The sequence below is a fragment of the Lactobacillus sp. WILCCON 0058 genome (assembly GCF_057198005.1).
Genome location: NZ_JBUBHM010000001.1, coordinates 1,358,956 through 1,373,698, shown reverse-complemented (window position 1 = coordinate 1,373,698; position 14,743 = coordinate 1,358,956). Strand labels below are relative to the sequence as shown.

Sequence of the window (14,743 nt, the reverse complement as noted above, 5' to 3'; positions counted from 1 at the left end):
TTAACATGACAGTTTACAGCATCAACAAGGGAATCGGCTGGGCTTCCAGCGGGGTCGAATACGCCCAGGCCTACCGGGGACAGGTTTTCCGCAAATTGGGCGTGAAGGCCAAGTTTATTTTTACTGATTGGATCAGCTATGAAAATATTGCCCACTTGACTAGAAATCTGGGCTTCAAGGACCGGGAGATCATCTGGCTGTATACCTTTTTTACCGACTTTGAAGTCAGGGCGGGCAGCTTCACTCTGGACGACTTGGAAAAAGTCCTGCCACCGATTCTTGAGCGCAAGCCAATGAACAAGGCGGTCCGCTACATATTCGCCAATGACTTCTGGGCCACGGCATATTTGAAGGATTTGACTTCGGGCATAGTTGACCGGGTTGAATACGTGTCCGGGGCCAACCTGGTCAGAAAGGACTATTACAGCTACGGCCGCTACTGCAGCGAGTTTTATGCTCCGGAAAACAATCGGGCCAAGCTCTACCAGCGCCGTTTTTACAATGAAGATGGGACGGCAGTTTATGATGAAATCATTGATGGTGACCAGGAAATCTTCAAGTTCAAAGATGACATTCTTTACTCTAAACATGAGCTCTTGATTAAGATGCTGCGGGAATTGAATTTTTCCAAAAAAGATATCATCTTGATCGACCGGGCTGAAGACCAGGGCCAGGAAATCCTGGAGAACCGGGGCAAGGCCCGGGTAGGGACGATTGTCCACGCCGACCACTTCAGTGAAGCAGAAACCAATGACGACACCATCCTTTGGAACAATTACTATGAGTATGAGTTCCAGCATGCTGACCAGATCGATTTTTACGTAACGGCGACAGACCTCCAAAAAGAGCTGATGGAAGAGCAGTTTTTAAAGTATAAGGGCAAAAAGCCCCAGATCTATGCGATTCCAGTGGGCAGCTTGAAAGAATTGAAAAAGCCGGATTTTGCCAGCCGTCAGCCTTTCAGTCTGGTGACGGCCTCCCGTTTGGCCAGCGAAAAGCATCTGGACTGGGCTATTCGGGCGGTGGCCAAAGCCAAGAAGGCCTTGCCGGAACTGACTTTGGACATTTACGGGTCGGGCTCGGAGCGGGCCATGCTGGAGGACGTGATTAAGGAAGTCGGAGCTGAGGACTATATCCATTTAAAAGGACACCAGCAGATGGATGATATTTACCAGCACTACCAGGCCTATTTGACCTGCTCAACCAGTGAGGGCTTTGGCCTTACCTTGATGGAGGCAGTGGGGTCGGGCCTGGCTATGGTCGGTTTTGACGTCCGCTACGGTAACCCGACCTTTATCGCTGATAGGGAAAACGGCCTGCTTTTGCCATATGACCGGCTGGCGACCGTGCCAGAGCATGTTAGCGAAATGTCCCGAGCGATCGTTAAGCTGTTCTCTTCAGACTTGCCTGCCATGTCGGAGAAGTCCTATGAGATCGCTGGCAAGTATAAGGACAAGCAGGTTGCCAAGTTATGGAAAAAGGCCATAGAAAGTGAGCTGCACCGTGATTAATCTTTTCTATGAATACAATGAAAAAAGCCAGGACCTGGAAAGGTCGTTGAAACTGGCTGGCTATCAGCAGCCGAGCGTGGTGATAATGGACAACGGCTTTTTGCCAGAGGGAGTCGAATCGCCGCTTAAGTACTTTTTAGGCCTGGCTGGATCTGAATTTACAGGCCGTCCCCGCTACTTTAACGAGATTGACCTGCCGGAATTCTGGGAGATCAAAGCTGACTCGCAGAGCGGGGAAGTGCTGGATCATGGGCAGAAGCGGGCCAACATCCGCTACTGGAAAAATAACCGCCGCCGGCAGGTCAGCCAGGTTGAATGGCTGGATAATTCCGGCCGGATCCGGGTAATTGACCACTACAATCAGTGGGGCTGGAAGTACGCGATAACGAGCTGCGATAACAGCGGCCGGCAGGCAATGACCAGCTATTTTGCCTCTAACGGCCAGGAAGTCTTGATCCAGAACCATCTAACCGGGGATTATACTTATAATCTGCCAGATGGGGGCATCTACAACTTTAAGAACATCAACCAGCTGACGGCCTATTATCTGGAAGAAGCTGACTTTGACCTGGATGAAGTGATCTTCAATTCCTTGGGCAACTGCCTTTTTACCTTGATCCAGCTAAAGAAAAAGCCGTCCCGCAATCTGCTTTTCTGGCAGGAAATCAGTCAAGGAAATGTGCCGGAAAACATGCTGTATCTTCTGGAAGACAACCTGCCAGGCGGCCGGGTGATTATCCAAGACAGGGCTGAATATGAAAAGATCACCGGCCAGCTGGACCGGCAGATGGCTGAGAAGGTCAAGTACCTGGGGACAGTGTATCCGTTCAAGAGGGAAAACCAGGCCAGAAAACGGGCCTTGATCTTGACCAATTCCGACCAGATCGAGTGTCTCAAGCAGCTGGTTGAAGGCTTGCCGGACTGGCACTTTGACATTGCCGCCGTAACGGAAATGTCCGGCCGATTGATGAATTTTGGCCATTACGAGAACGTGGCCCTGTACCCGGTGGCAAGAAATAAAGATGTTGCCCGCCTGCTGGAAGAAGATGACCTCTACTTGGACATCAACTATGCCAATGAAATCCTGCAGGCCGGCCGGCAAGCCTTTGAAAACCGGCTGTTGCTGCTTGCTTTTAGGGACACTCTGCATTCGCCAGAATACGTGGCAGCGGAGAATATTTTCGCGGCCGGGGATGCGGCAGGGATGATTGACGCTATTAAAGATTTGGCAGATCCTCAAGAATATGCCCGCCTGCTTAGCTTGCAAGAAGACCATGCTGGGTCTGAAAAGGCAGAGCATTTCCGGGAACTTTTGGCAAAGAGCCTGCAATAAGAAATTTTTTAAGTCCGCTTTCAAGAGCGGGCTTTTTTGATAGCGCTAAAAAGGTTGAAATAATAGCATTTTTGTAAACATCTATGACTATTTGTTCTAGCGGTCGTGTTATAATTAAAAAATAAAGGCCCATTTTAACTTTTTAGCCGGACGGGCGGATTTAAAGACAAGCTAGCTAGCGATAATAGGCGTCTGCCCGGCTTTTTTACACGATAGGGCAGAAGAAACAATAATACTTTAAATATAGTGAAATGTACATGATTAGCTTATATCTTGCGTAAGAAGTTATAAGCAACTGTTTAAATGCGAGCATTGGGAGTTGATGAAAGATGTCGAAATCCAAGAAAAACAAGAAAGAAAAGAGAGAGGTCCAATTCTCTGCCAAGGCCAAGGAAGCTATCAAGAAAGAGGAGAAGGACAGCAAGCGCAAGCTGAATAAGGAGAACGCGGTCAATGCCAATACTCGCGCGGCGTTAAAGGGGATCACTGCTTTAGGCGCCTTTGCCGGCGGGACGGCAGCGGCCAACGCCTTGATCGACAACAAGGCATTTGGGATTACTTCTCAAGTTGAGGCGGCGGTTGACGCGACCAAGGATACGGCCAGCTTGAACTCTGTTGAAGTGAGTTCTAATGAGAATGTCAATGAGTCTTCTCAGTCAGACACTTTGAGTCAAAGCCAGAGCCAGTCAAAGCAGCAGTCATACGCGGATTCAAGCACAGCTAGCCAGACCCAGAGCGAATCACAGACGACCTCTCAAACTGAATCACAGACTAATTCACAATCTGAATCAGCCAGCGAGTCAGAAAGCTTGTCTGTAAAAGACAGCCAGGAACAAAGCAGCAGCGTCAGTGAAAGTCAATCGGCAAGCTCAAGCCAGTCAGAATCTACTAGCCAAGCTGCCAGCAAGTCTGCATCTGAATCTAATTCAAAGTCAGAAACTGTATCTGAATCCAAGACAGAGTCTGAATCCGAATCAAAGTCGGAAGCAGAATCCGAATCAAAGTCAGAAACGACCTCAGAATCAAAGTCGGAAGCAGAATCTGAGTCAAAGTCAGAAACTAAGTCATCATCTGAAACGCAATCTGAGTCAAAGAGTGAAGGCAGCCAAAGCGAAAGCCAGACGGCCAAGGCTAAGATCAATCTCTTTGCTGTTCCGGCAAATCAGGCAAACACGACCAGCATAACTTTGTCAGAAAGCCAGGACAGCCAGCAGACCAGTACGGAAGCTTCAGCCTCCCAGTCACTGTCTGAAAGCTTAGAGCAGCAAGCTTCTATTGACCAGTCCCAATCAGCCAGTGCTTCAGAAGAAGCCAGTCTGTCAGCTTCAGCCAGCGAGTCAGCCGCGGTTGTTGAATATAACAGCAACCTGCAGGTGGCCCAGGCAGAAGCAAGTAAAACCCAGCTGCAGACCTTGTCAACGACTAAGTACTTTGGAAGCAATGTTGACAATGGCAAGTACCAAGATCAAAACAATTACACAAACGCTAATATCATTTACGGGAATTACGGCTACTCCTACTACACAGGCGGCTACAGCGGCACTGGCACTAACATGAGCCAGACTACGGTTGGCTTTGATGCTTCTACTGGCAAGACTACCTACTTAATTGAAGTTAACCCAACAGGGACCGCTGAAGGTACGCAAAATGTGACGATCTCCGGCTTGAGCAGCAATGCAACTGTTAAGCTTTACAAGACCAGTTCTAGCTATTTGAGCTCACAAGACGTTAACACGGTTATTGACCAACTGGATGACCAGGACAATTTCAGTCAAGTAAGTGTAAATGCTGACGTTTCAAACGGTCAAACCAGCTTTAGCGTGGATACTGACAGAACGACCGGCTACTGGATCTTCACTAATACTGAAACTGGCTACTACTCATACGTAGCTGTAGTTGAAGATACGACCGATCTGACAGCAGGCAGTCAAGTGGCGACAACTGTCCAGCAGGGTTCACAGACCGCTGGAGTTACGACTAGTTTTGATGCAAGTCAATACCAAGCTGACAGTCAGTCCCTGTCAACAGAAGCATCTGGCTCAATTGAAGAAAGCCTGTCGACTTCTGTGTCAGAACATGAGTCTCAGTCTAAGTCAGTTAGCGCGGTTGCTTCTGAGAGCGAGTCTTTGAGCAAGAGTCTGTCTGAAAGCGAAAGCCAAGCGGCCAGCCAGTCAGTTTCTGCTGCGGAATCAGAAAGTATGGCCAACAGCCTGTCAGAGTCTGTCCGCTTGAGCACTTCGGCTTCTGAAAGCGAGTATTTAAGCAAGAGCCTGTCTGAAAGCAAAAGTCAGTCAGTATCAACTAGTCTTTCAGAAAGTGAACTGGCGGAAAAAGATGCTGAAGCCAGCTTGAGCCTGCAGGACAGGGATGCATCACTTTTGGCAAGCAAGGAAGACGCGGAAGATGCTTCAGAAAGCGCCAGCGCGTCAACCAGCACCAGTTTGTCAGAATCAGCAGATGCATCACAGTCAGCCAGCGCGGCAGAATCTCTGTCTAAAGAAGAAGCCAGCGAATCAGAAAGAGTTTCAGCAAGCACTTCCGCGGTTGCGTCCGCATCAGCTTCTGTTTCAGAATCACTCTCAGAATCAGTCAGAGAATCTGAAAGCACCAGCAGATCAAGAGCTGAAAATTACTCCCTGAGTGTTGCGGACTCCATGAGCACTTTAGCCAGCCAGACGGCAGCCAACAAGGGCTTCTTGCTGTACGAAATTAAGAATACGACTCTCGGCAGCGGCTTCTACAGCGCGAAAACTCTGTCAGACCTTAAAGGGTACATGAACTTGTCAACTGGGGTTATTACCTGGGAAGTAACATACCAGCCGAAAGTTCAGTCGGGAGAAGACGCATACTTTGGTTTCTTCGTAAACAGCATGTCTGGCTTGGAAAAGGCTGATAATATTACTGTATACTCAGTCGCTACTGGCGCGGTAGTTGCAGCATACAGCTCAAGCAGCAGTAACAACACTCTTTACAACGTCAACAACACTTTTAGTAGAAATGACGGCAAGGGCAAGCAGGCGCTGGGCTTTAACGTTAACAGTTCCCAAGTCGACGAAAGCAAATTCTATGGTCGTTACTACGGGGATGCTTATACGACTAGCAATAAGATTGATACGTCAAGTGGCGTGGTGGTTACTTTCACTACTAAGATCCCAACTGATAATTTGAGCGACTTTGCGTCAATTGTTAACAACGTCCTCGTTGAAGTTCAGGCAGACGAAAGTGCAACTTCATCTGTTGTCCACGCTACTGGTGCTGAACAAAACTCTGGGCAACATAACCTGGGTGCCATCATGGCGGGTTACAAGAACTCCTACGTTAAGAATGGTTTTGACAACTCCAACAGTGAGGCTCAGTCTCAATCAGTCAGCCGGTCAACTTCTGAATCACAAAGCCAGTCAGAAGAAGCTGAACGCAGCAAGTCAGCTTCAACTAAGCAAAGTGAAGAAGACAGCCGCAGTGACAGCCGGTCCAAGTCATTGGATGAAAGTTCATCAGAATCTGCTTCTAGAAGTGAATCAGCATCCAAATCTGCTGAAGAATCTGCTTCAACCAGCGAAGCTAAGAGCACGAGCAGATCACTTTCCAGAAGCGAATCCCGTTCCAAGCGTGACTCAGTTTCCAACTCTATTTCAGAGAGCAAGTCTTTGTCGACTTCATTGAGTGATTCTATCTCTAACTCAGAATCTGAAAGCATCAGTGAAGAAGCAAGCAAGAGCGAATCTATCAGTGCAAGCGAATCAGCAAGCTTGAGCAAGAGTGCATATGAATCGACTAGCAGCTCCCAGTCCGAAAGTCAGTCTAGAAGTCTTGCTTCAGAATCTGACAGTCAAAAGGCAGAGAGCGACTCAATTTCAGCATCACAAAGCTTAAGTCAGCAGATTTCGGAAAGTGAAAGTGCATCAAAGAGTGCTTCTGAGGCTAGTGAATCAGCATCCAAGTCACTTAGTGAATCTAAGTCAACTAGCGTGAGCGAATCGGTTTCTAGCTCTCAAAAGTTAAGTGAATCAGTTTCAGCATCAAAGAGCGCGAGTGAGTCAGAATCTGCTTCTGTCAGCCAGAGTCGGTCTAACTCAGTTAGCCAAAGCAAGTCTGCAAGCCAAAGTGTTTCAGCTTCTAAGTCAGCTAGCTTGAGTGAATCTGCAAGCCAGTCAAGAAGCAAGTCTGAATCAATTAGCACAAGCAGATCCGTCAGTGCTTCTGTCAGCCAGTCTAAGAGCAAGTCTGAATCTGAATCAGCAAGTACGTCACTGAGTGAAGAAATTTCTAAGGTTAAGTCTGAATACGAGTCTGACTCAACTAAGATTTCGGAGCGGTTGAGTACGATTGAATCAGCCAGTTTGTCAACTGCAATTTCTAAGAGCACGATCAGCAGCAAAGAAGCTTCTGAGAAGCTCTCAGAAATGGAAAGCCAATCAACTTCGTACTCTGAAAAGATCAGTAAGTCAATTAGCGCGTCAGAATCAACGAGCAAGGCGGAATCAGAAAGTGCAAGTCAATCAACGTCTAAGTCTTTGAGCGACTCAGCAAGCCAGTCGACTTCAACGTCTAAGTACTTGAGTGAGTCAGAATCGACGAGCAAGGCGGAATCAGAAAGTGCAAGTCAATCAACGTCTAAGTCTTTGAGCGACTCAGCAAGCCAGTCGACTTCAACATCTAAGTACTTGAGTGAGTCAGAATCGACGAGCAAGGCAGCATCAGAAAGTATAAGTCAATCGACGTCTACATCACTGAGTGAATCAATTTCAGATAGTGAGTCAAAATCTACTTCAGCAAGCGAGTCGGAATCAACTTCAACAAGCGAATCCGAATCCGCTTCTGAGAGTGAATCGATCTCAACTAGTGAATCTGAATCAACGTCAGCAAGTGAGTCCGAGTCTGAATCAACTTCGGAAAGCGAATCTGAATCCACTTCAGTAAGCGAATCCGAGTCAACTTCGGCAAGTGAATTCGAGTCCACTTCAGCAAGTGAATCTGAGTCAACTTCAACGAGCGAATCCGAATCTGAATCAACTTCAGAGAGTGAATCAGAATCCACTTCAGTAAGCGAATCCGAGTCAACTTCAACGAGTGAGTCCGAATCCACTTCAGCAAGTGAATCAGAATCAACTTCAACGAGTGAATCCGAGTCCACTTCAGCAAGTGAATCTGAGTCAACTTCAACGAGCGAATCCGAATCTGAATCAACTTCAGAGAGTGAATCCGAATCCACTTCAGTAAGCGAATCTGAATCCAAGTCAACTTCAGCAAGTGAATCAGAATCAACTTCAACGAGTGAATCCGAATCCACTTCAGCAAGCGAGTCGGAATCAACTTCAGAGAGTGAATCTGAGTCCGAATCCACTTCAGCAAGTGAATCTGAATCCGAGTCCACTTCGGCAAGTGAATCAGAATCAACTTCAACGAGTGAATCTGAATCAACTTCAGAGAGTGAATCAGAATCCACTTCGGCAAGTGAATCAGAATCCACTTCAACGAGCGAATCCGAGTCCACTTCAACGAGTGAATCTGAGTCCACTTCGGCAAGTGAATCAGAATCCACTTCAACGAGCGAATCCGAGTCCACTTCGGCAAGTGAATCAGAATCAACTTCAACGAGTGAATCAGAATCAACTTCAGAGAGTGAATCAGAATCCACTTCGGCAAGTGAATCAGAATCCACTTCAACGAGCGAATCCGAGTCCACTTCAACGAGTGAATCAGAATCCACTTCAGTAAGCGAATCCGAGTCAACTTCAACGAGTGAGTCCGAATCCACTTCAACGAGCGAATCCGAGTCCACTTCAACGAGTGAATCCGAGTCAACTTCAGCAAGTGAATCTGAGTCAACTTCAACGAGCGAATCCGAATCTGAATCAACTTCAGAGAGTGAATCCGAGTCCACCTCAGCAAGTGAATCAGAATCCACTTCAGTAAGCGAGTCGGAATCAACTTCAACGAGCGAATCTGAATCCGAGTCAACTTCAACGAGCGAATCCGAGTCCACTTCAGCAAGTGAATCAGAGTCCACCTCAGCAAGCGAGTCGGAATCAACTTCGGCAAGTGAATCAGAATCCACTTCAACGAGCGAATCCGAGTCCACTTCAACGAGTGAATCTGAATCTGAATCAACTTCAGAGAGTGAATCAGAATCAACTTCAACGAGCGAATCCGAGTCCACTTCAACGAGTGAATCAGAGTCCACTTCAGCAAGTGAATCCGAGTCCACTTCGGCAAGTGAATCAGAATCCACTTCAACGAGCGAATCCGAGTCCACTTCGGCAAGTGAATCAGAATCAACTTCAACGAGTGAATCTGAATCTGAATCAACTTCAGAGAGTGAATCAGAATCCACTTCAGCAAGCGAGTCGGAATCAACTTCAACGAGCGAATCCGAGTCCACTTCAACGAGTGAATCAGAATCCACTTCAGCAAGTGAATCAGAATCAACTTCAGAGAGTGAATCTGAATCAACTTCAACGAGCGAATCTGAATCCGAGTCAACTTCAACGAGCGAATCCGAGTCCACTTCAGCAAGTGAATCAGAGTCCACCTCAGCAAGCGAGTCGGAATCAACTTCGGCAAGTGAATCAGAATCCACTTCAGTAAGCGAATCCGAGTCCACTTCAACGAGCGAATCTGAATCCGAGTCCACTTCAGCAAGTGAATCAGAATCCACTTCAGCAAGCGAGTCGGAATCCACTTCAGTAAGCGAATCCGAGTCCACTTCAACGAGCGAATCTGAATCCGAGTCAACTTCAGCAAGTGAATCCGAGTCAACTTCAGCAAGTGAATCAGAATCCACTTCAGCAAGCGAATCCGAGTCCACTTCAACGAGCGAATCTGAATCCGAGTCAACTTCAGTAAGCGAATCAGAATCAACTTCAACGAGTGAATCAGAATCCACTTCAGCAAGCGAGTCGGAATCCACTTCAGTAAGCGAATCCGAGTCCACTTCAACGAGCGAATCTGAATCCGAGTCAACTTCAGCAAGTGAATCAGAATCAACTTCAACGAGTGAATCAGAATCCACTTCAGCAAGTGAATCTGAGTCCACTTCAACGAGCGAATCCGAATCTGAATCCACTTCAGTAAGCGAATCAGAGTCCACTTCAACGAGCGAATCTGAATCCGAGTCAACTTCAACGAGTGAATCTGAGTCCACTTCAGCAAGTGAATCCGAGTCCACCTCAGCAAGTGAATCAGAATCCACTTCAGTAAGCGAGTCGGAATCAACTTCAACGAGCGAATCCGAGTCCACTTCAGCAAGCGAGTCGGAATCAACTTCAACGAGTGAATCTGAATCAACTTCAGAGAGTGAATCAGAATCCGAGTCCACTTCAGCAAGCGAGTCGGAATCCACTTCAACGAGCGAATCAGAATCCACTTCAGTAAGCGAATCCGAGTCAACTTCAACGAGTGAGTCCGAATCCACTTCAACGAGTGAATCCGAGTCCACTTCAGCAAGTGAATCTGAGTCAACTTCAACGAGCGAATCTGAATCCGAGTCAACTTCAACGAGCGAATCCGAGTCCACTTCAGCAAGTGAATCAGAGTCCACCTCAGCAAGCGAGTCGGAATCAACTTCGGCAAGTGAATCAGAATCCACTTCAACGAGCGAATCCGAGTCCACTTCAACGAGTGAATCTGAATCTGAATCAACTTCAGAGAGTGAATCAGAATCCACTTCAACGAGCGAATCAGAGTCCACTTCAACGAGTGAATCTGAATCTGAATCAACTTCAGAGAGTGAATCAGAATCCACTTCAGCAAGCGAGTCGGAATCCACTTCAGCAAGTGAATCTGAATCCGAGTCCACTTCGGCAAGTGAATCAGAATCAACTTCAACGAGTGAATCTGAATCAACTTCAGAGAGTGAATCAGAATCCACTTCAGCAAGTGAATCTGAATCAACTTCAGAGAGTGAATCTGAATCAACTTCAACGAGCGAATCTGAATCCGAGTCAACTTCAACGAGCGAATCCGAGTCCACTTCAGCAAGTGAATCAGAGTCCACCTCAGCAAGCGAGTCGGAATCAACTTCGGCAAGTGAATCAGAATCCACTTCAGTAAGCGAATCCGAGTCCACTTCAACGAGCGAATCTGAATCCGAGTCCACTTCAGCAAGTGAATCAGAATCCACTTCAGCAAGCGAGTCGGAATCCACTTCAGTAAGCGAATCCGAGTCCACTTCAACGAGCGAATCTGAATCCGAGTCAACTTCAGCAAGTGAATCAGAATCCACTTCAACGAGTGAATCAGAATCCACTTCAGCAAGTGAATCTGAATCCACTTCAACGAGCGAATCCGAATCTGAATCCACTTCAGTAAGCGAATCCGAGTCCACTTCAACGAGCGAATCTGAATCCGAGTCAACTTCAACGAGTGAATCTGAGTCCACTTCAGCAAGTGAATCCGAGTCCACCTCAGCAAGTGAATCAGAATCCACTTCAGTAAGCGAGTCGGAATCCACTTCAACGAGCGAATCCGAGTCCACTTCAGCAAGCGAGTCGGAATCAACTTCAACGAGTGAATCTGAATCAACTTCAGAGAGTGAATCTGAATCCGAGTCCACTTCAGCAAGCGAGTCGGAATCCACTTCAACGAGCGAATCAGAATCCACTTCAGTAAGCGAATCCGAGTCCACTTCAACGAGCGAATCTGAATCCGAGTCCACTTCAGCAAGTGAATCAGAATCCACTTCAGCAAGCGAGTCGGAATCCACTTCAGTAAGCGAATCCGAGTCCACTTCAACGAGCGAATCTGAATCCGAGTCCACTTCAGCAAGTGAATCCGAGTCCACTTCAGCAAGTGAATCAGAATCCACTTCAGCAAGCGAATCCGAGTCCACTTCAACGAGTGAATCTGAATCTGAATCAACTTCAGAGAGTGAATCGGAATCCACTTCAACGAGTGAATCTGAATCTGAATCAACTTCAGAGAGTGAATCGGAATCCACTTCAACGAGCGAATCTGAATCCGAGTCAACTTCAACGAGCGAATCCGAGTCCACTTCAGCAAGTGAATCCGAGTCCACCTCAGCAAGCGAGTCGGAATCAACTTCGGCAAGTGAATCAGAATCCACTTCAACGAGCGAATCCGAGTCCACTTCAACGAGTGAATCTGAATCTGAATCAACTTCAGAGAGTGAATCAGAATCCACTTCAGCAAGCGAGTCGGAATCCACTTCAGCAAGTGAATCAGAATCAACTTCAACGAGTGAATCTGAATCCGAGTCCACTTCAGCAAGCGAGTCGGAATCCACTTCAACGAGCGAATCCGAGTCCACTTCAACGAGCGAATCCGAGTCCACTTCAGCAAGTGAATCCGAGTCCACCTCAGCAAGTGAATCAGAATCCACTTCAACGAGTGAATCCGAGTCCACTTCGGCAAGTGAATCAGAATCCACTTCAACGAGTGAATCTGAATCAACTTCAGAGAGTGAATCCGAATCCACTTCAGCAAGCGAGTCGGAATCCACTTCAACGAGCGAATCCGAATCCACTTCAGCAAGCGAGTCGGAATCCACTTCAGCAAGCGAGTCGGAATCCACTTCAACGAGCGAATCCGAATCCACTTCAGTAAGCGAGTACGAGTCCACTTCAACGAGCGCAAGCAGCTCTGAATCCACTTCACCAAGTGAGTCTGGTTCAACGAGCACCAGTGGTTCCGAATCAGCTTCTTCAAGTGAATCTAGTTCAACGAGCGCAAGCGGCTCTGAATCCACTTCACCAAGTGAGTCTGGCTCAACGAGCGTGAGTGGCTCCGAATCCACTTCACCAAGTGAATCTAGCTCAATGAGCACTAGCGGGTCCGAATCAACTTCTTCAAGTGCGTCTGGTTCAACGAGCACCAGTGGTTCCGAATCAACTTCTTCAAGTGAGTCTGGTTCAACGAGCATCAGTGGCTCCGAATCAACTTCTTCAAGTGAGTCTGGCTCAACAAGCACCAGCGGTTCCGAATCAGCTTCTTCAAGTGAATCTAACTCAACGAGCACCAGTGGCTCTGAATCAACTTCCACAAGTGAATCTGGCTCAACGAGCGCAAGTGGTTCCGAATCAGCTTCCTCAAGTGCATCTGGTTCAACGAGCACCAGTGGCTCCGAATCAGCTTCAACAAGCGCATCTGGCTCAACGAGCGCAAGTGGTTCAGAATCCACTTCCACGAGTGAGTCTGGTTCAACTAGTGCAAGTGGCTCCGAATCCGCTTCAACGAGCGCAAGTGGTTCCGAATCGACTTCAACCAGTGAGTCTGGTTCAACAAGCGCAAGTGGTTCCGAATCGACTTCAACCAGTGAGTCTGGTTCAACAAGCGCAAGCGGCTCCGAATCCACTTCAACAAGTGAGTCTGGTTCAACGAGCACCAGTGGCTCCGAATCCACTTCCTCAAGTGCATCTGGCTCAACTAGTGCAAGTGGCTCAGAATCAACTTCCACGAGTGCATCTGGTTCAACGAGCGCAAGCAGCTCCGAATCCACTTCAACAAGCGCATCTGGCTCAACGAGTACAAGTGGTTCAGAATCCACATCCTCAAGTGCATCTGGTTCAACAAGCGTAAGTGGTTCAGAGTCCACTTCCTCAAGTGCACCTGGTTCAACGAGCACAAGTGGCTCCGAATCCACTTCAACAAGCGCATCTGGCTCAACGAGTTCAAGTGGTTCAGAATCCACTTCCTCAAGTGCATCTGGCTCAACTAGTGCAAGTGGCTCAGAATCCACTTCCTCAAGTGAATCAAGTTCAACTAGTGCAAGCGGCTCAGAATCCACTTCCTCAAGTGCATCTGGCTCAACGAACACCAGTGGCTCAGAATCCACTTCCTCAAGTGCATCTGGCTCAACTAGTGCAAGTGGCTCAGAATCCACTTCCTCAAGTGAATCAAGTTCAACTAGTGCCAGTGGTTCAGAATCCACTTCAACCAGTGAGTCTGGTTCAACAAGCGCATCTGGCTCAACGAGCACAAGCGGTTCAGAATCAGCTTCAACAAGCGCATCTGGCTCAAATAGTGCAAGTGGTTCCGAATCGACTTCAACCAGTGAGTCTGGTTCAACTAGTGCAAGCGGCTCAGAATCCACTTCCACTAGTGAATCTGGCTCAACGAGCGCAAGTGGTTCAGAGTCCACTTCAACAAGCGCATCTGGCTCAACTAGTGCAAGTGGTTCAGAATCAACTTCCACTAGTGAATCACTTAGTGTAAGTGAATCGGAAAGCATTAGTCAATCTCAGAGCGTAAGCAGTTCTACGAGTGAAAGCCAATCGACTAGCGAATCCTTGAGCACCTCTGCAAGTCAAAGTGCAGCCCAGATTCCTAACACTGGCAACACTCCAATCGTTCCAACGATCCCGGCTACTAACACGCCAACCACGCCAACTGCTCCAGCAACGCCGACCGCAACTGCAACGACTAACGCTGCAACTCCTGCAGCTACCGCAACGACTGCCGGTACGACGACCGTCCAAGGCACTGCGGCTACGACTAACGGTACTACCAACGCTGGTAACACAACTAATGCAGGTAATACCACCAACACTCCAGCTCAAAACTCTACGAGCACTAGCGTTGGTTCTATCACTGCTGACAGTTCCGAAGGTTCAGTAACTGCTTCCGTTGGCAACTCTGAAAGCACTAATTCTGAATACCAGGCTTCCGTGAGCGCATCAATTTCTCAATCAGAGCTTGAGAAACTGCAAATGTCCGCTTCCGAACTGGCAAGTATGAGTGACCCGACCTCCGCTGAACAAAGTGTCGTAACTTCTGTCTCAGCTAGTGCGTCTGTCTCAACTTCAGAATCAACATTTAATTCAAGTGTGGCTAGCTCCCAGAGCAACAGCCAAATTAACTTGAATCGGTAATTTCTATAATCAATAATTGATTTGAAAGCGTCTAAACTCTTATAGGGTTTAGGCGTTTTTTTATATAAAAA

The 14,743-nt window shown here is 47.6% G+C and carries 9 protein-coding genes; 3 read left to right on the top strand and 6 right to left on the bottom strand.

Going from position 1 to position 14,743, the window contains the following annotated elements:
• Positions 1–5 precede the first annotated feature (5 nt).
• On the top strand, positions 6–1,511 hold the full coding sequence (gtfA, locus tag ACYVUU_RS06390) for an accessory Sec system glycosyltransferase GtfA (protein WP_484500368.1): 1,506 nt from the start codon (positions 6–8) through the stop codon (positions 1,509–1,511).
• Entirely contained in the window at positions 1,504–2,844 is a 1,341-nt protein-coding gene (gtfB, locus tag ACYVUU_RS06385) for an accessory Sec system glycosylation chaperone GtfB (RefSeq protein ID WP_484500367.1), read from the top strand. Before gtfA ends, gtfB begins: the two co-directional genes overlap by 8 nt.
• Before the next feature lie 856 nt (positions 2,845–3,700).
• Here the strand turns inward: gtfB and ACYVUU_RS06380 are convergent.
• From ACYVUU_RS06380 to ACYVUU_RS06355, 6 genes are all read right to left on the bottom strand, one after another.
• The gene (locus tag ACYVUU_RS06380) at positions 3,701–3,985 is read right to left on the bottom strand and encodes a hypothetical protein (protein ID WP_484500366.1); all 285 of its coding nucleotides are present in this window, start codon (positions 3,983–3,985) and stop codon (positions 3,701–3,703) included.
• A 21-nt stretch (positions 3,986–4,006) separates the two neighbouring features.
• Positions 4,007–4,294 (bottom strand): hypothetical protein, encoded by a 288-nt coding sequence (locus ACYVUU_RS06375; RefSeq protein ID WP_484500365.1) that lies wholly within the window; start codon positions 4,292–4,294, stop codon positions 4,007–4,009.
• A gap of 837 nt (positions 4,295–5,131) precedes the next feature.
• Positions 5,132–5,452, bottom strand: a complete 321-nt coding sequence (locus ACYVUU_RS06370; RefSeq protein ID WP_484500364.1) for a hypothetical protein — start codon at positions 5,450–5,452, stop codon at positions 5,132–5,134.
• 750 nt (positions 5,453–6,202) lie between these two features.
• Positions 6,203–6,415, bottom strand: coding sequence for a hypothetical protein (locus ACYVUU_RS06365; RefSeq protein ID WP_484500363.1), 213 nt, complete (start codon positions 6,413–6,415; stop codon positions 6,203–6,205).
• Between the two features lie 420 nt (positions 6,416–6,835).
• Positions 6,836–7,318: a hypothetical protein gene (locus ACYVUU_RS06360; RefSeq protein ID WP_484500361.1), complete on the bottom strand. Its 483-nt coding sequence runs from the start codon at positions 7,316–7,318 to the stop codon at positions 6,836–6,838.
• A 237-nt stretch (positions 7,319–7,555) separates the two neighbouring features.
• Positions 7,556–13,996, bottom strand: a complete 6,441-nt coding sequence (locus tag ACYVUU_RS06355) for a MucBP domain-containing protein (protein ID WP_484500360.1) — start codon at positions 13,994–13,996, stop codon at positions 7,556–7,558.
• Positions 13,997–14,090: 94 nt separating this feature from the next.
• Between ACYVUU_RS06355 and ACYVUU_RS06350 the strand changes: the two genes are divergently transcribed.
• On the top strand, positions 14,091–14,672 hold the full coding sequence (locus tag ACYVUU_RS06350; protein WP_484500358.1) for a hypothetical protein: 582 nt from the start codon (positions 14,091–14,093) through the stop codon (positions 14,670–14,672).
• Positions 14,673–14,743: the final 71 nt, after the last annotated feature.

Excerpts from the sequence above, each read along its gene's own strand:
- gtfA (WP_484500368.1), top strand. The coding sequence starts at position 6 with ATGACAGTTTACAGCATCAACAAGGGAATCGGCTGGGCTTCCAGCGGG.